The following is a 17,697-nucleotide window of genomic DNA, read 5'->3' as shown; positions in this document are numbered from 1 at the left end:
CACTGCTTGAGGTATCCAATTGGCCTATCGCTTCCTGCATACCGCTGACATTCATCTTGATTCGCCTCTGAAGACGCTAGCGTTGCGCAATCCGGAACTCTCCGATCTCATCGGCTTGGCAACGAGGAGAGCGTTTATCCGTGTGGTCGATCTTTGCCTGGAAGAGCAGGTGGACGCGCTTGTTCTCGCCGGCGATCTCTATGATGGCGATCAGACGTCGATGAAAACGGCGCGCTTCATCGCCGAGCAACTCCGGCGTCTTCATGAGGCGGGCATTCGAACGTTCATCATCCGAGGCAATCACGATGCACTGTCGAAAATCACGACGGAGCTTGTGATGCCGGAGACGGTGAAGGTGTTCGGCCCGAGCGCCGAAGCGGTGGTGATCGACCGCGGCGCCGGCCACTCTATTGCAATCCATGGCCTCAGCTTCGCGAAGCCGCACGCCCCGCAAAGCCTGCTTCGCCACTACGCTCTTCCGATCCCGGACGCGGTCAACATCGGCATCATGCATACGAGCCTCGGCGGATCGGAGAAGCATGACCTCTATGCTCCGTGCAGTGTCACGGACCTGCAGCAGAGCGGCTTCCGCTACTGGGCGCTGGGTCATATTCACAAGCGTTCGGTGGTCGAAGACGCCACCACGGTCATCGTTATGCCTGGCATGCCTCAGGGGAGGGACGTCAATGAAGACGGGCCTAAGTCGGTCTCGCTGGTCACGATCAGGGACGACCGGTCGATCGTCGTCGAGGAGCGGCCGACGGCGATCGCGCAGTTCGAGCGCCTTGCCATTGACGTGTCGGGGGCAACCGACTGGACGAGCATGATCGGCGAAGTCTCGTCCCGGCTCCACAAGCTACGTGCTTCTGTCACGGCGGAACACCTGGTGGCACGCGTCCAGATAACCGGATGCAGCGACCTGGCTTGGCGGCTGCGTCGTGATGTCGACCTCGTCCGCACTGAGCTGGAGACGCGCGGGACCCTCATTGGAAACCTCTGGATCGACAAGGTGCAAACCGTCTGCCTGCCTCCTGGCAGCGTCAGCAGTCGGGTGGGAGCGGCAGGCGAACTGGCGACCATCATGGAAGACGAAGTGACTCGGTCGGAAGGCTATCGCCAGGAGCTCAGAGCAATCGCCGACGAACTGCGTGCGCAGCTTCCTGCCGAGCTTCGCGAGATGTTCGGCTCCGACGAGGTATCGTTCGAGGAGAGTCTCGCCGATATTGCCAGGGACGGGTCCGCCGAAATCATGGCACGTCTTCGCCGGGAGAAGGTCGACTGATGCGCATAAACCGCCTTGACCTAACGCGTTACGGCAAGTTCACGGACGGCGTGATCGATTTCGGACCTCCCCCCGTCGGCTTGCCCGATCTTCATATCATCTACGGGCCGAACGAAGCGGGAAAGTCGACGACATCCGACGCCATCCTGGACCTGATCTTCGGCATCGGCACCACGAGCAGATACGGCTTCCTGCATCCCTACGCGTCAATGCGGATAGGCGCGAACATCCGTACCGCCGGGCAGGATCGAGAATTCGTCCGAATCAAGCGTCCGCAGAACAGCCTGCTGGATGAGGAGGAGCGGATTCTGTCAGACGCTCTGATACGGGCCGATCTTGGTGGCGTCGACCGGAACGCCTTCACGACGATGTTTTCACTTGATGACGAGACGCTTGAGAAAGGCGGAGAGAGCATTCTTGCAAGCAAAGGCGATCTCGGCGAGCTGCTTTTCTCCGCAAGCGCAGGTCTGTCGGACCTTAGTCGCCAGCTCCTCGCGATTCGCGGCGAGACCGACGCCTTCTACAGGTACCGTGCGCGTAGCGGCGGCCTGGGCGAGCTGAAGGCGACACTGCAGGATCTCAAGCAGCAGCGCGAGGCAATCGATCTGCAGGCGAGCGACTTCCAGCGCCTTGTAACCGAGAGGGATCGGTTGAACCGGCTGTACGACAGCGCGATCGCGGAAAGGGCGCAAACGCAGAAACGGATCGACGAAATCAGGCGCATCCTGCAGACAATCCCGCCTATGGGGCGGCTGTCGGGGCTGCGGCTAAAGCTTGCCAACCTCGAGGTGGTCCCGGAGCCGCCGGAATCCTGGCGGCAGGAATTGCCTCAGCTAAAGAGCAAGGAGATCGAATACCGCGTCAAGCTGGACGACCTTTCCCGTTCGTCGGCTTTGCTGGAAGAGGAGACGGCGGCCCTCGAAGCGGATCCCGTCGCTCTCAAGCTTGCCGCCAGCATGGACGAATTCTCTGAACTCAAGGCCAGATATCTCACGGCCGAGAAGGACATCCCGAAGCTTTCGACGCGCGCGGCCGAGCTTTCGATCGAAAGCATCCTCCTTCTTCTAGGACGGCCGGGCGAGACGTCGCCGAGCCGGCTCGTTCTCGACGCCGCGATGGTCGGAGCACTGAGAGCGCTGATCGGCTCGAAGTCCGGCGTGGACGCTCGGACGGCAGGCGCCGCGGACGAACTCGCGAAGGCGGAGCGCGCCCTGGCGGAGGAAGGCGTCGGGTTTGAAGAGGTCGATGCGCTCCAGTCGGCGGAAAGGACCAGGGCGTTCGACCTGCTTGCCGCGACTTTGAAGGCGCAGCCCCGGTCGGAAGAGGAACTCGTGTTTCGGTCGCTTTTACGGCGGCGCGACGCCGCGTCCGGCGCGCTATCGGAAGCGATGACCCGTCTCCTTCCTTGGCACGGCGCCGTTGCCGAACTCGGCACGATGGCGTGCCCTTCGGCCGCGACACTCGAAAGCTGGAAGAAGGTGTTCCAGAGCAACGAAGAGGTTTTGAGGTCAGCGCGTGCGGAACTCGAGCGGCTCGAGGCCGAGGCACGACGGTTGGACGCCGAGATAGAGGCGCTGCGTAGTCAGGCCGGCGAGATCGATGAGGCTACCGCAACGGCAAGTCGCACATCCCGTGACAGGGCGTGGACGGAACATCGTCAGGCGATGGACGCCGCTTCGGCGGACCTGTTCGAGACGGCGATGAGGGCCGACGATCGTGTGCTCTCTCAACGCCTGCTGCATTATGCGGAGCTAGGCAAGCTCAACCAGCTTCTGCTGCGCCGCGCAACAGTGGGATCGGATATCCAAACAGCTGTTGACTCCCATAGGCGGGCAGAGGCGGAGCTCGGGAAGATCAGATCGGAGGTCGCGGAAAAGGTGAGGGAGATCTCTCCCGACCTTCGGTTCGCGCCGGATCCACAGGAACTGGAAGAATGGCTCCGTAAGAGAGATGCGACTCTTAAGGCACGCGACGATCTTGTTGCCGTCGAGCAGGATATGGCTGATGTCCGGGATCGCGTAACTCAAGCGAAGCGTTCGTTGACGGAGGCGTTGAACGGTGTCGCGGTGCGCTTCCATCCGGATGCCGATCTAGCAGGGCTGGCATCCGTGGCGGACGAAGCATTGGCAGCGTTCAACCACGCTAGGGCCCGAGCGATGCAGATGGAACGTCTCAGGAAGGACGTCCTCGAGCGCCGAAAGGCGCTCGACGTCGCGGAGCGCGCAGCGGCAGAATGGGCGCTGGACTGGAAGACGACCTGCGAAGAATGCTGGCTTGGCGAGCTGGATCACGTTCCCGGCGTCGGATCGGTCACTGAAATCCTGTCGACGCTCGAGAAGCTCGCATCAGCCATAGAGGCGAAGGACGGATTGGCCGACCGCATCCAGAAGATGGAAAAGGACAAGGCGCAGTTCGAGGCGAGGGTGCTCGAACTCTGCAGCAAGCTCGCCATCCCTGCGGACGGATCACCGAGCGAGCTCGCCCAGGCGGTGGTCGAGAAGGTCCAAGGCGCGGGACTTAATCAGGAGCGCCTCGAAAAGCTGGAGCGCGATTTCGATACGATCCGGAAGGAGAAGCACGATCTGAGGCTGGAGCAGCAGCTTCTGGAAGCGCGGGCGCGCAAGATGATCGAGTTCTTCGAAGTGGAGACCCTGGACGAGGTCGAGGCTCATTCCGACCTCGCAGGCAGGCGTCGCGAACTGTCGCAATCGATCTTCGAGCTGGAGCAGGAGCTGGTCGAAAGCAGCGGAGCGAGCGGCATCGCCGGTGTCGAAGAACTGGTCGGCGCCGCGGACAAGGCGGAACTCGAAGAGGAGCTTGCCCGGCTCACGCCAGTCCTGGAGGATCAGGACCTCAGGTGCAGCGAGGTGTTCAGAGACCGTTCCAGGGCGCAGGACGCCCTTGATGCCATTGGTGGCGACTCGAAGGTCGCGGAAATCGAGGAGCAGCGGCGAACGACGCTTCTGGAAATAGAGGAGGGCGCCCGCCGATACATGGAGCTGCGCGCGGGGAGCACGGCCGCGGAGCACGGTCTCCGGCTGTACAGGGATCGTCATCGCAGCGGCATGATGGCTCGGGCGTCGTCAGCCTTCAGGACGATCAGCCGTGGAGCCTATCAAGGCGTCGCCGCCCAGCCTGGCAAGGATGGCGACGTCCTGATCGCGGTGACGGCTTCAGGTGGTTCGAAAGCTGCAGACGAACTGTCCAAGGGTGCTCGCTTCCAATTGTATCTGGCTCTCCGTGTCGCTGGATATCACGAATTCGTCGAAAACCGGGTATCGGTGCCTTTCATCGCCGACGACATCATGGAAACGTTCGATGATTTCCGGGCGGAGGAAGCCTTCAGGCTGTTTGCAGAGATGGCGCGACATGGACAGGTCATCTACCTGACGCATCACCGGCACCTCACAGACATCGCGCGGCACGTCTGCCCCGGCGTCCGGCTCCACGATCTCGATGACGTCGGAGCGACGAGGCTCGAGGTCGTCGCGGCCGAATAGATGACGCTGAGCTTCATACTGGACGTTGCAGCTTTCGCTATCGCGTGAGAAACCTACTATGGCAAACGACACCATTTCGACGCTCGCGCTCCTGATCGAGGGCGACAACGCCTGGCCGAAGATCATTGCCGGCCTGCTCGCCGGAGCCCAACTACGGCACGGCGAGCGTCAAGCGTGTCGATGGCGATTGGACCAGACCCAATCTCAATGGTTGGAAGAGATGCCTCTTGAGCATTCGCTCCAGCCGGTTCAGCAGTTCTCCTATACCTCGGCCAAGAAGGCTACCGGCGCGATGATCATCGATGCCATGAAAGCGCCGGGCGAAGAAGGGCCGGCAACGCCTGCCGCACAGGAGATTGTTGCGCCGCTTCCGCGAGTCATATGTCCCGCCGACATTGACGAGCCACGCGCCGTGCCTTGCCGCGAACAGCAGCCAGCTTACAAAGTGCAGAGCATAGCTCGAAACCGATGTTCGCCAAGCTATCGCAACGATTGCACGTAGTTCTCAGTCAAGCAGGGCGCCGATCGGAGAAGTACGCTCGCTTGCGATGTTGGCCATGAGACCTTCAGCCCACGCTCGCAAACCACCATGAACGCTCATTCCGATTCTCGATGCACCGTGGACGTTGCCAGCGGCTCGCGAAGAGTTTCGGCCGCCTTCTTATTCATAGGACCAATGTGTTCGATGCAAAATATGGATTTTTGGCCAGGGCCTTACAATGCTAGAGGGCTTTGGGGCGGGGTACATTAAGAGGAGACTTCTCGATGAGCGATTCACCTCGAAGGTCCTAAAGTGGGACGGCCCCCCTACTACATCGATGGCAGCAATCATACCGTCGGTGAGACCGGTGGTGCAGACACCTTTGTTTACAAGTCGGACAGCGGCGTCGATACGACGGCAGACTTCGGCTCCGCCCACTTTGTCGACGCCACTCCGACTTTTCCCGAGCCCTTTTTAGGCCACGACTGGTGGCAGCTCTGAGCGAAGTAAGTAGTCTGAAGAACCGGCAGGGCTAATGCTGCCGGTTCTTCAGAACAGCGGACGTAGCCTCATTGAACGGTTTATCCAAGGCCGAAACAACCTTGCATTGAAATAATATGGCCGGTGTTTTTTGCCTTCGGAAAGCTCGCTGCCGCAACTGTGCTCGGCTCTCTTTCAGCCCTCGGCTGCGACCACGAATAGTTTATGACCTTGTCGCACCGGGTGTCCAATGTTTTGGCTCAGTCTCGGTATCCATTCCGGATTGCTGCCAGTTAACCGAAACTAAGGTCAATTGCATACAGGAGGGACTGAGATGTCCGAACAATCTTCCCTGCGCGCCTTCGACGTAAAGGAGGCCACCGGCGATCTCGCCAACCATCGCGTTGATGCCGAGGGGCTGAAACGCGCTTTGCGCGCCCTTGGCGGCGGCGTGAGCATCATAACGGCAGGGGAGGGCGAGACCCGGAGTGGAGCGACGGTCACGTCGGCGACCGCCCTTTCGATCGATCCGCCGCGCATGATCGTCACCCTTAACCGTTCCGCTTCAACTTTGCCTGTCGTCGAGCGATACGGCCATTTCTGCGTCAACGTGGCGGGACCCGACCACGAAACACTTGCCAACCAGTTCGCCGGCCGCGGCGGGCTGAAGGGGGCGGAACGGTATCTCGGCGCAGAATGGACCCGCCTCGTGAGCGGAGCGCCGGTCCTCGAGGATGCGGCGGCGGCCATCGACTGCAAAGTCGAGGAGGTCATCGAAAGGCACAGCCACGCGATCGTTCTGGGCCGCGTCGTCGGTATTCGCTTCGGCAATCGTGGTTCATTGGTCTACCGCGATGGGCAGTACTATGCCCTTGGCGGGTAGCTACGAGGCCTCCTCTATGGGGTCAATACGGTCAGATGGCCTGCCATCATTCCAGCACAGGACAACTGATAAAGACGGTGTCGCCGGTCTGGCGTCTGACGACCGTACAATCCGACACTGTTCTGTCGCCTTTGTTTAGTGCGCGACACCGGCCTATTTCGCCGAGCTCTTGTCTGCCTCAGGCTAATCCGCTGAAAAGCAATTACAATTTTTTTCTTCTGCGGGGTCGGCCAAATTGGCACGAGTTTTGAAACTCCTTCCTTGCGAGCCGGGAGGCGCCGACCGACCTTCATTTCGTGGATGACACCGCGATCGATGGAACGAAGAAAGAAAAGCAAAATGTCAAATCCGCATCAGATAGCATTCTTTGGGAAAGGGCCCTCGGCGAAACCGCGCCCTACCAAAAAGGCTCGCCGCCCTCGTCGACGCTTGCGCAGGAAAATCTTGATGTTCGGCGGGGACTCAAAGGCTCACTACACTCGCCTTATCCTGAACTCGAAGGCGCAGGATAACGTTCTGCATCTCGCCGCGCGGTGTGCCTAGAGTGTTCCACGTTGGCCGATCTTGATAACCGAGTCGGGCTACGCCGCGGAGAACGTCGTCTACATGCCGTCTTACGTCATTCGCTGCCCGCGGCGCCTGCTGGTCACCTTCCGCGCTTCCGTCGCTTAGAGAGTGAAGTGCCGCCATGTCCGAACAACCCTTGCCGACGCTGCCGATGTGGCGCGTCGATCACATCGAGCCCTCGCCCGAGATGTTGGCGCTACGCGCCACCGGTCCGATTCACCGCGTGCGCTTCCCGTCCGGGCACGAAGGCTGGTGGGTGACAGGCTACGACGAGGCCAAGGCGGTGCTGTCCGACGCGGCGTTCCGGCCCGCGGGAATGCCGCCGGCGGCATTCACCCCGGATTCGGTGATTCTCGGTTCGCCCGGGTGGCTGGTCTCGCACGAGGGGGGCGAGCATGCCCGGTTACGCACGACCGTGGCGCCGGCCTTCAGCAACCGCAGGGTGAAGCTGCTCGCGCAGCAGGTCGAGGCGATCGCCGTGCAGTTGTTCGAGACGTTGGCGGCCCAGCCCCAGCCCGCCGACCTGCGGCGCCACCTCTCCTTTCCGCTTCCGGCGATGGTCATAAGCGCGCTGATGGGCGTGCTCTACGAGGATCACGCCTTTTTCGCCGGGCTGTCCGACGAGGTGATGACGCACCAGCATGAAAGCGGCCCGCGCAGCGCGTCGCGCCTGGCCTGGGAAGAACTGCGCGCCTACATTCGCGGCAAGATGCGGGACAAGCGCCAGGATCCGGGCGACAACCTGCTGACGGATCTGCTCGCGGCGGTCGACCAGGGCAAGGCGACCGAGGAAGAGGCGATCGGCCTGGCGGCGGGCGTGCTGGTGGCGGGGCACGAGAGCACCGTCGCGCAGATCGAATTCGCCCTGCTGGCCATGTTCCGCCATCCGCAACAGCGCGAACGCCTGGTCGACGATCCATCCCTGGTGGACAAGGCGGTGGAGGAAATCCTGCGCATGTACCCGCCGGGCGCGGGCTGGGACGGCATCATGCGCTATCCGAGGACCGACGTGACCATCGCGGGCGTGCATATTCCTGCGGAGAGCAAGGTGCTGGTCGGCCTGCCGGCGACGTCGTTCGATCCGCGCCATTTCGACGACCCGGAAATCTTCGACATCGGACGCGACGAAAATCCGCACCTGGCGTTCTCCCACGGGCCGCACTACTGCCTCGGCGAGGCGCTGGCCAGGCTGGAACTCAAGGCGGTGTTCGGTTCAATCTTCCAGCGCTTCCCCGGGCTGCGCCTCGCCGTGGCGTCCGAAGAACTGAAGTTGCGCAAGGAGATCATCACTGGCGGCTTCGAGGAGATGCCGGTGTTCTGGTGATGCGTGGACGCCGGGGGGATCGGGATCTTCTCCGCAATTGACCGGCGCAGCTGGCGCGCGCCGGTCAGATCAGCCAGCCAACAGGTAACCAAGATGGACGTGCAAGAAACGGCGGCAGCATGCCGGGACGCCTTCGCCGAACTGGCGTCGCCAGCGTGCATCCACGACCCGTATCCGTTCATGCGGTGGTTGCGCGAGCACGATCCGGTGCATCGCGCGGCCTCGGGCCTCTTTCTGTTGAGCCGCCATGCCGACATCTACTGGGCGCTCCAGGCCACGGGCGATGCGTTTCGGGGACCGGCGCCGGGCGAACTGGCGCGATATTTCCCGCGTGCGGCGACCAGCCTGTCGCTCAAACTGCTGGCGTCCACGCTAGCGATGAAGGACCCACCGACGCATACGCGTCTGCGCCGGCTGATCTCGCGCGATTTCACCATGCGCGAGATCGACAACCTGCGGCCGAGCATCGCGCGCATCGTCGCAGCGCACCTGGACGGCATGGCGCCCGCGCTCGAGCGCGGGGAGGCGGTGGACCTGCATCGGGAATTCGCGCTGGCCTTGCCAATGCTGGTCTTCGCCGAACTGTTCGGCATGCCCCAGGAGGACATGTTCGGGCTCGCCGCCATCATCGGCGCCATCCTGGAAGGCCTGAGCCCGCACGCCAGCGATCCCCAGCTCGCCGCGGCGGACGCGGCCAGTGCCAGGGTGCAGGCCTACTTCGGCGACCTCATAAAGCGCAAGCGCACAGATCCCCGTCACGATATCGTATCGATGCTGGTCGGCGCACACGATGACGATGCCGACACGCTGTCGGATGCGGAGTTGATCAGCATGCTGTGGGGCATGCTGCTGGGCGGCTTCGCCACCACTGCTGCGACCATCGACCATGCGGTCCTGGCGATCTTGGCGTATCCCGAACAGCGGCACTGGCTGCAGGGAGACGCCGTGGGGGTCGAGGCATTCGTCGAAGAAGTCCTGCGCTGCGACGCGCCCGCCATGTTCAGCTCCATTCCGCGTATCGCCCAGCGCGACATCGAACTGGGCGGCGTGGTGATCCCGAAGAACGCGGACGTGCGCGTGCTGATCGCGGCCGGCAATCGCGACCCGGACGCCTTCGCCGATCCCGACCGCTTCGATCCCGCGCGGTTCTACGGCACCAGTCCTGGCATGTCGACCGGCGGGAAGATCATGCTGAGCTTCGGCCACGGCATCCACTTCTGCCTAGGTGCGCAACTGGCCCGGGTGCAGTTGGCCGAGAGCCTGCCGCGCATCCAGGCGCGCTTCCCCACGCTGGCATTGGCCGAGCAGCCGACCCGGGAGCCCTCTGCGTTCCTTAGGACGTTCCGCACGCTGCCGGTGCGGCTGCATGCGGGCTGAGATGCGCGTCGTGATCGACCAGGATCTGTGTGGAACCACCGGGCAGTGCGTGCTGACGCTGCCGGTCGCCTTTCGCCAGCGCGAAGCGGATGGCGTGGCCGAAGTGTGCGTGGCGACGGTCCCTGAGGCGCTGCACGCCGCCGTACGGCTCGCGGCCAGCCAGTGCCCGGTCGCCGCTATTCGGGTCATCGAAAGCGACTCTGGCGATGGCGAGCCCGCAAGGGCCGACCCTTCGCCCTCTCCGGCAGAGGTCGGGCGGCATGCCGCGAAAGACCAATGTAATCCAGGAGGACACGATGGGACGGTTTGAAGGCAAGGTGGCCGTGGTGACCGGTGCCGGCGCCGGCATCGGCAGGGCATGCGCCCTCGCCATCGCGCGCGAGGGCGGCAGAGTGGTGGTGGCCGACATTGATGGCTCGGCGGCCATCGCCTGCACCGCGCAGATCGCGGCCGAAGCGGGCCACGCGCTGGCGCTGACCATGGACATCGCCGATGCGCAGGCGGTGGCAGCGCTATTCGAGACGGCGGAGCGGCACTTTGGTGGGGTCGACCTGCTGGTGAATAACGCGAGCGCCATGCATCTGACCCCGCGCGACCGCGCGATCCTCGACCTGGACCTGGCGGTTTGGGATCAGACCATGGCGACCAATCTGCGCGGCACGCTGCTCTGCTGCCGGCAGGCCATCCCACGGATGATCGCCCGCGGCGGTGGCGCGATCGTCAACATGTCGTCGTGCCAGGGGCTCAGCGGTGACACCGCGCAGACGTCCTACGCCGCGTCGAAGGCGGCGATGAACATGCTGTCGGCCTCGCTCGCCACCCAGTACGGTCATGCGCAGATCCGCTGCAACGCGGTTGCGCCGGGTCTCATCATGACCGAGCGTCTCCTCGCCAAGCTGGACGAGTGCATGCAACGGCATCTGCGCCGGCACCAGCTCCTGCCGCGCGTCGGCCGCCCCGAGGACGTGGCGGCGCTGGTGGCGTTCCTGCTCTCCGACGATGCTGCGTTCATCACCGGCCAGGTCGTGTGCATCGACGGCGGCATGCTGGCGCATGTGCCGACGTACGCCGACGGTGGCAACAGCCGCGCCGCGCGGCCTGCCGGCGACACCGTCGAAGCGGCCGCTGCGCCAGGGAGGTGATGGACATGCTGCTCAACCCGCTGAACCGTGGGCACCGGCTGCGGTGCGACATCCCGGTCATGCCCGGCGCCTTCCCGTTGGTCGGGCATCTTCCCGCCATCATTTGTGACCTGCCGCGCCTGCTGCGGCGCGCGGAACGGACGCTGGGCAGCCACTTCTGGCTGGACTTCGGCCCTGCCGGACACCTGATGACCTGCCTGGATCCGGATGTGTTCGCATTGCTCCGGCACAAGGACGTGTCCTCGGCGGTGATCGCAGAGATCGCGCCCGAAATCCTTGGCGGAACGTTGGTCACTTTGAACGGTAGTGCGCACCGGCAGGCGCGCGATGGGATCAAGGCGGCGTTCCTGCCCAGGGGGCTGACCGAGGCCGGCATTGGCGAGCTGTTCGAGCCCGTCATCCGGGCCCGGGTGCAGGCGTGGCGCGACCGCGGTGAAGTAACCATCCTGCCCGAAACCGCCGACCTGATGCTCAAGCTCACCTTCAGTCTCATGGGCATCCCCGCCCAAGACCTGCCGGAGTGGCATCGCAAGTACCGGCAACTGCTGCTGTTGATCGTCGCGCCCCCGGTCGACCTGCCCGGAACGCCCTTGCGGCGCGGCCGCGCCGCCCGCGACTGGATCGACGCGCAGTCGCGCCAGTTCATCCGCAACGCGCGCGCGCATGCCGCGCGCACCGGTTTGATCAACGACATGGTGAGCGCCTTTGATCGCAGCGACGATGCGCTCTCCGATGACGTCCTGGTCGCCAATATCCGGTTGCTGCTGCTTGCCGGTCACGAGACCACCGCCTCGACGATGGCCTGGATGGTGATCGAGCTGGCGCGGCAGCCTGAGCTGTGGGACGCCCTGGTCGAGGAGGCGCAACGCGTGGGCGCTGTGCCGACCCGGCACGCGGACCTGGCGCAGTATCCGATCGCCGAGGCGCTGTTCCGCGAGACGCTGCGCATGCATCCGGCGTCCTCGCTCGTACCGCGTCGCGCGACGCAGGAACTACAACTCGGCCAGCGGCGCATTCCCGCGGGCACAAGTCTATGCATCCCGCTGCTGCATTTCTCGACCTCGGCGCTGCTGCACGAGGCGCCTGATCAGTTCCGCCTGGCGCGGTGGCTGCAACGCACGGGGCCGATCGGGCCGGTGGACATGCTGCAGTTCGGCAGCGGGCCACACGTCTGCATCGGCTACCACCTGGTATGGCTGGAACTGGTGCAGTTCAGCATCGCCTTGGCGCTGACCATGCACAAGGCCGGGGTGCGGCCGCGGTTGCTGAGCGACGCCGAAAAAGGCCGGCGCTATTTCCCGACAGCACAACCCTCCATGAAAATCCGCGTCGGATTCTCATGAGCTGGCGTCGCATACCCCGCCTGGCGTGGCAGCGACGCCGGCGATGCGCGGCATTGCTGCACTCGGCGCGCGCGCTCGGTGCGACGCCGGCAACACCGCGGCGGCTCGGCGCTCGCGGTGGCCGTGTCAGGTACAAGGACATGAACAACATGCAGACCGGTTCCACACTACACGACGACCGAACTGGCGTTTCCGCGCTTGGCGGATTGGGCGCGCAGGCGCGCGGCGCACCCGGCAGGCTGCTGCCGGAGATCTGGATGCAGGACGGCGCAAAGCGGGTCGAACAGGTGCTGGCGCGTCTTCTCTGCGCCGAAGACGACGGTGAGACCGAGCTGATGGCGGCGATGCGCTACGCCACCTTGCATGGCGGGAAGCGCACCCGCGCCTTGCTCTGTATGGCTGCCGGCGCACTAGCCGACACGCCGGCGCACATGCTCGACGACGTCGGGGCCGCCATCGAGATGATGCACGCCTGTACCCTGGTCCATGACGACCTGCCCGCGATGGACGACGACGTGCTTCGCCGCGGCCTTCCGACCGTGCACGTCAAGTTCGGCGAAGCCACTGCGATCCTGGTCGGCGATGCGCTGCAGGCGCACGCCTTCCTGACACTGACGAGCCTGGATGCTCCGAGCGACAACCGTATCGTGCTTGTGCGCGAACTGGCGCAGGCGGTATCCGCCGAGGGTGCCGCAGGCGGCCAGGCCATGGATCTGTCGCTGGTCGGAAAGCACGTCGAGCTGGACAGGATCGTGGCGATGCACCGCATGAAGACCGGAGCGCTGGTGCGCGCGTCCGTTCGCATGGGCGCCCTATGCACCATCACGGAGGATGCCGCACACGCTGCACTGTACTGTGCGCTCAATCGCTACGGCGCCTGTCTCGGCCTGGCGTTGCAGGTGATCGACGACATTCTCGACGCGACAGCGGATACCGCGACGCTGGGCAAGACCCCCGGCAAGGACGCGGCGGCGCAGAAGCCGACCTGCGCGTCGATCATGGGGCTGCAGGCAGCGCGCCAGTTCGCGCTGGAATTGTTGCACGACGCCGGGGAGGCCATCGCCCCGCTGGGACCGCGTGCGGAACGGTTGGCGCAGATGCTGCAGCGGGCCAATGCGTATCTGTTCAAGCACGCGCCATGCGCATGAGCGCGCCCGTACGCATGGAGTCGCCCCGGTGCCGCTGCGATCGGCCGGCGGCAGCGGTGCATGCTGCACTGTGTCCGAGTCCGCGGCGCCGATCGCAGCGGTTGCCCAGAACAGCTGCGGCGCACGCGGCGCGCTGCGCGCAAGCATATGCGGCGGGCCGCGACGGGCCTGCGGCGACATGCGCGGCGTCTGCCCGATCCTGGTTCTCGTCAAACGTCTGCAGAAGGAACATCCCGCGTGAACGCGCTGTCCGAACAGATCCTTTCCGAATTGCGCCACCTGCTGAGCGAGATGAGCGATGGCGGCAGCGTCGGTCCGTCCGTCTACGACACAGCGCGAGCTCTGCAGCTCCACGGCAACGCCACCGGTCGGCAGGACGCATACGCGTGGCTCATCGCGCAGCAACAGGCCGATGGCGGATGGGGAAGCGCGGACTTCCCGCTGTTCCGCCATGCGCCCACGTGGGCGGCGTTGCTGGCATTGCAGCGTGCCGATCCTCTTCCCGGCGCTGGCGACGCAGTCCAGGCTGCAACCCGGTTCCTCCAGCGCCAGCCCGATCCCTACGCGCATGTGGTGCCGGAAGACGCGCCGATCGGCGCGGAGCTGATCCTGCCGCAGTTGTGCGGCGAGGCCGCATCCTTGCTGGGCGGCGTGGCGTTTCCGCGCCACCCGGCGCTGTTGCCGTTGCGGCAAGCGTGCCTGGTCAAGCTGGGGGCGGTGGCCACGTTGCCGAGCGGCCATCCGTTGCTGCACTCCTGGGAAGCCTGGGGGACATCGGCGACCACCGCCTGCCCGGATGACGACGGCAGCATCGGCATCAGTCCGGCGGCCACCGCCGCGTGGCGTTCGCACGCCGTGACACAGGGGAGCACGCCGCAGGTCGGGTGCGCCGACGCGTATCTGCAGGCGGCATCGCGGGCGACGCGCAGCGGCATCGAAGGTGTCATTCCCAACGTCTGGCCGATCAATGTGTTCGAGCCATGCTGGTCGCTGTACACCCTGCATCTGGCCGGGCTGTTCGCGCATCCCGCGCTCGCCGAGGCGGTGCGCGTGATCGTCGCGCAGCTCGACGCCCGCCTGGGCGTGCACGGTCTGGGCCCGGCCTTGCACTTCGCGGCCGATGCGGACGACACCGCCGTTGCGTTGTGCGTCCTGCGCCTTGCAGGCCGCGACCCGGCGGTCGATGCGTTGCGCCATTTTGAAATTGGCGAGCTGTTCGTCACCTTCCCCGGCGAGCGCAATGCCTCGGTGTCGACCAACATCCATGCCCTGCATGCGTTGCGACTGTTGGGAAAGCCCGCCGCCGGCACCAGCGCCTACGTTGAGGCCAATCGCAACCCGCACGGTCTATGGGACAACGAAAAATGGCACGTTTCGTGGCTGTATCCCACAGCGCATGCGGTCGCTGCGCTGGCGCAAGGCAAGCCCCAGTGGCGCGACGAGCGCGCGCTGGCGGCGCTGCTGCAGGCGCAGCGCGACGACGGCGGCTGGGGCGCCGGTCGCGCGTCCACATTCGAGGAAACCGCCTATGCGCTGTTCGCGTTGCACGTGATGGACGGGAGCGAAGAGCCGACAGGGCGCCGGCGCATCGCGCAGGCGGTGGCGCGTGCGCTGGAGTGGATGCTCGCCCGCCATGCGGCGCATGCATTGCCGCAGACGCCGCTGTGGATCGGCAAGGAACTGTATTGCCCCACCCGTGTGGTGCGCGTGGCCGAACTCGCCGGGTTGTGGCTGGCGCTTCGTTGGGGGCGGCGCGTCCTGGCTGAGGGAGCAGGAGCGGTGCCATGATCCAGACAGAACGCGCGCTGCAGCAGGTGCTGGAGTGGGGGCATTCCCTGACCGGGTTCGCCGACGAGCATGCCGTGGAAGCGGTCAGGGGCGGCCAGTACATCCTGCAGCGCATCCACCCGAGCCTGCGCGACACCAGCACCCGCACCGGCCGCGATCCGCAGGACGAAACGCTGATCGTGGCGTTCTATCGCGAACTGGCGCTGCTGTTCTGGCTCGACGATTGCAACGACCTTGGCCTGATCGCGACGGAGCAGCTCGCCGCGGTGGAGCAGGCGCTGGGGCAGGGCGTGCCGTGCGCGCTCCCCGGATTCGAGGGCTGCGCGGTGCTGCGCGCTTCGCTGGCCGCGCTCGCCTACGATCGTCGCGACTATGCTCAGCTTCTCGACGATACTCGGTGCTACTGCGCGGCGCTGCGTGCCGAACACGCGCAGGCGGCAGGGGCGGAACGCTGGTCCTACGCCGAGTACCTGCACAACGGCATCGATTCGATCGCCTACACGAACGTGTTCTGTTGCCTGTCGTTGCTGTGGGGGCTGGACATGGCGACCTTGCGCGCGCGTCCGGCGTTTCGCCAGGTCCTGCGGCTCATCTCTGCGATAGGGCGCCTGCAGAACGATCTGCATGGACGCGACAAGGACAGGTCGGCCGGCGAGGCCGACAACGCGGCGATCCTGCTGCTGCAGCGCTATCCGGCTATGCCTGTGGTGGAGTTCCTTAACGACGAACTGGCCGGCCATACACGCATGCTGCGCCAGGTGATGGCGGAAGAGCGTTTTCCCGCGCCGTGGGGACCGTTGATCGAGGCCATGGCGGCCATCCGCGCGCAGTACTACCAGACCTCGACCAGCCGCTACCGCAGCGACGCTGCGGGGGGAGGTCAGCGTGCGCCGGCCTGAACGCGCGGGAGGCGGCGGCGTGGGCGCGCTGCCGTCGGTCCGATCCGACGCAACGCCGTCGCCCGATCGACGGATGGAGCGAGCATGAGCGACACCGCCCTGAGCCGGCGCAAGGACGACCATCTGGACATCGTGCTGGATCGGCGAACGGCGCCGGCCACGGTCGGCGCCGGCTGGGAGTACATCCGTTTCGAATACTGGGCATTGCCCGAGTTGGACCTGACGTAGATCGACCTGCGCGCCTCGCTGCTGGGCAAGACTATGCGCGCGCCGCTGCTGATCAGCTCCATGACCGGCGGCATGCCACGCCCCGAGGCCATCAACCGGCATCTGAGCGAGGCAGGGTAAGCCTTGGGGGTCGCCATGTGCGTCGGTTCGCAGCGCGTGAGCCTGCAATCCCGCAACTCCCAGGGGCTGACGCGCGCTGCGCAGCCTGGCCCCATTCCCTTGCTGGCCAATATCGGCGCCGCCCAACTGCGCGAGGCCGAGGGCCTGGACCTGGCACGCCGGGCGGTGGATGCGCTGGAGGCTGATCGACTCATCGTCCATCTCAATCCGCTGCAGGAAGCGGTACAGCCGGAAGGCGACCGCGACTGGCGCAGCGCACATCGCTCGCGCCGCCCGCAGCGTGGGCGTGCCGATCGTGGCCAAGGAAGTGGGGGCGGGCCTGTCCGCCTCGGTGGCCTGTGCGCTCGTCGAGGCGGACGTGGCGGTGATCGATGTCGTCGGCGCCGGCGGCACCAGTTGGGCCGTAGTAGAGGGCGAGCGCGCCCGCGATGCAGCCGACCGTGCAGTGGCGATGACGGTCGCCGATTGCGGAATCCCGACCCCGGCCGGCGTGCAGGCGGTACGTCGGGCACTGCCGACGGTGAAGCTGATCGCGTCGGGCGGGATCCGCGACGGCGTCGACGTTGCCAAGGCCATCCGCCTGGGCGCGGATATCGCCGGGCAGGCGGCCGGCGTGCTGCGAACGGCTACGGTATCCACCGAGGCGGTTGTCGCACATTTCGAGATCGTCATCCGCCAGTGGGCCGTCGCCTGCTTCTCGACCGGCTCGGCTGATCTGGCGGCGCTGCGTCAGGCGCGCTTGTTGCCCTCGGCGCACCTGCCCGCCGGTTGATGCCGGCGTCGCCCGCACGTGGCGGTGGGCGCCTAGTCTTACCGAATCGGAAAGTCGCGGATGCGGGGATTCGCGCTGGTCGCGGATTTGTTAGGGTGCTGCTTCGTGATCAGGGAGGCGCGCCCGCCATGCCCGACTGGACAGCCGAGAGTGAAGCCGCATTCGACGCCTATGTCGATGCTTGATCGGGGTGATCAGTCACACCGACCGAGCTGAGCCCCTGAAGGGATCGGAACAAGGTGCGCCGGGAGACCGGCAAGGAGTAGATGGTGCAAATCCATTGCAATGAAGGCGTAGCGGGCGCCGCCGAGCTATCGTCTTCCGGCAAGCTCAACATGCGGCGGTCTCACCATTGCGCTGACA

The 17,697-nt window shown here is 65.2% G+C and carries 12 protein-coding genes and 2 pseudogenes; all 14 read left to right on the top strand.

What is annotated here, in order from left to right; translation table 11 throughout:
• The first annotated feature begins 19 nt into the window (after positions 1–19).
• The 14 genes and pseudogenes from QA637_RS30090 (at position 20) to fni (ending at position 17,334) form a co-directional block, all read left to right on the top strand.
• Complete coding sequence (locus QA637_RS30090; RefSeq protein ID WP_283067510.1) at positions 20–1,282, top strand: metallophosphoesterase family protein; 1,263 nt, start codon at positions 20–22, stop codon at positions 1,280–1,282.
• Positions 1,282–4,782 (top strand): AAA family ATPase, encoded by a 3,501-nt coding sequence (locus QA637_RS30085; protein ID WP_283067508.1) that lies wholly within the window; start codon positions 1,282–1,284, stop codon positions 4,780–4,782. Before QA637_RS30090 ends, QA637_RS30085 begins: the two co-directional genes overlap by 1 nt.
• A 58-nt stretch (positions 4,783–4,840) precedes the next feature.
• A pseudogene (locus QA637_RS30080) lies at positions 4,841–5,092 on the top strand (PIN domain-containing protein); the annotation flags it as partial.
• Positions 5,093–6,077: 985 nt separating this feature from the next.
• Positions 6,078–6,626, top strand: a complete 549-nt coding sequence (locus QA637_RS30075; RefSeq protein ID WP_283067506.1) for a flavin reductase family protein — start codon at positions 6,078–6,080, stop codon at positions 6,624–6,626.
• A gap of 300 nt (positions 6,627–6,926) precedes the next feature.
• Complete coding sequence (locus QA637_RS31125) at positions 6,927–7,169, top strand: P-loop NTPase family protein (RefSeq protein ID WP_428843189.1); 243 nt, start codon at positions 6,927–6,929, stop codon at positions 7,167–7,169.
• 145 nt (positions 7,170–7,314) lie between these two features.
• Positions 7,315–8,517, top strand: a complete 1,203-nt coding sequence (locus tag QA637_RS30070; protein ID WP_283067504.1) for a cytochrome P450 — start codon at positions 7,315–7,317, stop codon at positions 8,515–8,517.
• A gap of 93 nt (positions 8,518–8,610) precedes the next feature.
• Positions 8,611–9,894: a cytochrome P450 gene (locus QA637_RS30065; protein ID WP_283067502.1), complete on the top strand. Its 1,284-nt coding sequence runs from the start codon at positions 8,611–8,613 to the stop codon at positions 9,892–9,894.
• Between the two features lies 1 nt (position 9,895).
• Positions 9,896–10,204 (top strand): ferredoxin, encoded by a 309-nt coding sequence (locus tag QA637_RS30060; RefSeq protein WP_283067500.1) that lies wholly within the window; start codon positions 9,896–9,898, stop codon positions 10,202–10,204.
• A complete protein-coding gene (locus QA637_RS30055; RefSeq protein WP_283067498.1) occupies positions 10,191–11,036 on the top strand; it encodes an SDR family oxidoreductase in 846 nt (281 codons plus the stop codon). Before QA637_RS30060 ends, QA637_RS30055 begins: the two co-directional genes overlap by 14 nt.
• On the top strand, positions 11,036–12,379 hold the full coding sequence (locus tag QA637_RS30050; protein WP_283067497.1) for a cytochrome P450: 1,344 nt from the start codon (positions 11,036–11,038) through the stop codon (positions 12,377–12,379). Before QA637_RS30055 ends, QA637_RS30050 begins: the two co-directional genes overlap by 1 nt.
• A gap of 149 nt (positions 12,380–12,528) precedes the next feature.
• The gene (locus tag QA637_RS30045) at positions 12,529–13,527 is read left to right on the top strand and encodes a polyprenyl synthetase family protein (RefSeq protein WP_283068050.1); all 999 of its coding nucleotides are present in this window, start codon (positions 12,529–12,531) and stop codon (positions 13,525–13,527) included.
• Positions 13,528–13,764: 237 nt separating this feature from the next.
• Positions 13,765–15,315: a hypothetical protein gene (locus QA637_RS30040; RefSeq protein ID WP_283067496.1), complete on the top strand. Its 1,551-nt coding sequence runs from the start codon at positions 13,765–13,767 to the stop codon at positions 15,313–15,315.
• Entirely contained in the window at positions 15,312–16,214 is a 903-nt protein-coding gene (locus QA637_RS30035; RefSeq protein ID WP_283067495.1) for a terpene synthase family protein, read from the top strand. The genes QA637_RS30040 and QA637_RS30035 overlap by 4 nt, the downstream gene beginning before the upstream one ends.
• Before the next feature lie 84 nt (positions 16,215–16,298).
• Positions 16,299–17,334: pseudogene (gene fni / locus QA637_RS30030) on the top strand (type 2 isopentenyl-diphosphate Delta-isomerase).
• The last annotated feature ends 363 nt before the right edge of the window (positions 17,335–17,697 follow it).

This window comes from Sinorhizobium terangae, assembly GCF_029714365.1.
In the GTDB taxonomy this organism is placed as follows: domain Bacteria; phylum Pseudomonadota; class Alphaproteobacteria; order Rhizobiales; family Rhizobiaceae; genus Sinorhizobium; species Sinorhizobium terangae.
The sequence above is the reverse complement of the archived record's forward strand: the minus strand, read 5'-3'. Positions and strand labels throughout refer to the sequence as shown.

Coding starts and splice junctions, on each gene's coding strand:
- QA637_RS30035 (WP_283067495.1), top strand. CDS start 15,312: ATGATCCAGACAGAACGCGCGCTGCAGCAGGTGCTGGAGTGGGGGCAT.
- QA637_RS30050 (WP_283067497.1), top strand. CDS start 11,036: ATGGACATGCTGCTCAACCCGCTGAACCGTGGGCACCGGCTGCGGTGC.
- QA637_RS30065 (WP_283067502.1), top strand. CDS start 8,611: ATGGACGTGCAAGAAACGGCGGCAGCATGCCGGGACGCCTTCGCCGAA.
- QA637_RS30070 (WP_283067504.1), top strand. CDS start 7,315: ATGTCCGAACAACCCTTGCCGACGCTGCCGATGTGGCGCGTCGATCAC.
- QA637_RS30075 (WP_283067506.1), top strand. CDS start 6,078: ATGTCCGAACAATCTTCCCTGCGCGCCTTCGACGTAAAGGAGGCCACC.
- QA637_RS30085 (WP_283067508.1), top strand. CDS start 1,282: ATGCGCATAAACCGCCTTGACCTAACGCGTTACGGCAAGTTCACGGAC.
- QA637_RS30045 (WP_283068050.1), top strand. CDS start 12,529: ATGCAGACCGGTTCCACACTACACGACGACCGAACTGGCGTTTCCGCG.
- QA637_RS30060 (WP_283067500.1), top strand. CDS start 9,896: ATGCGCGTCGTGATCGACCAGGATCTGTGTGGAACCACCGGGCAGTGC.
- QA637_RS30055 (WP_283067498.1), top strand. CDS start 10,191: ATGGGACGGTTTGAAGGCAAGGTGGCCGTGGTGACCGGTGCCGGCGCC.
- QA637_RS31125 (WP_428843189.1), top strand. CDS start 6,927: ATGACACCGCGATCGATGGAACGAAGAAAGAAAAGCAAAATGTCAAAT.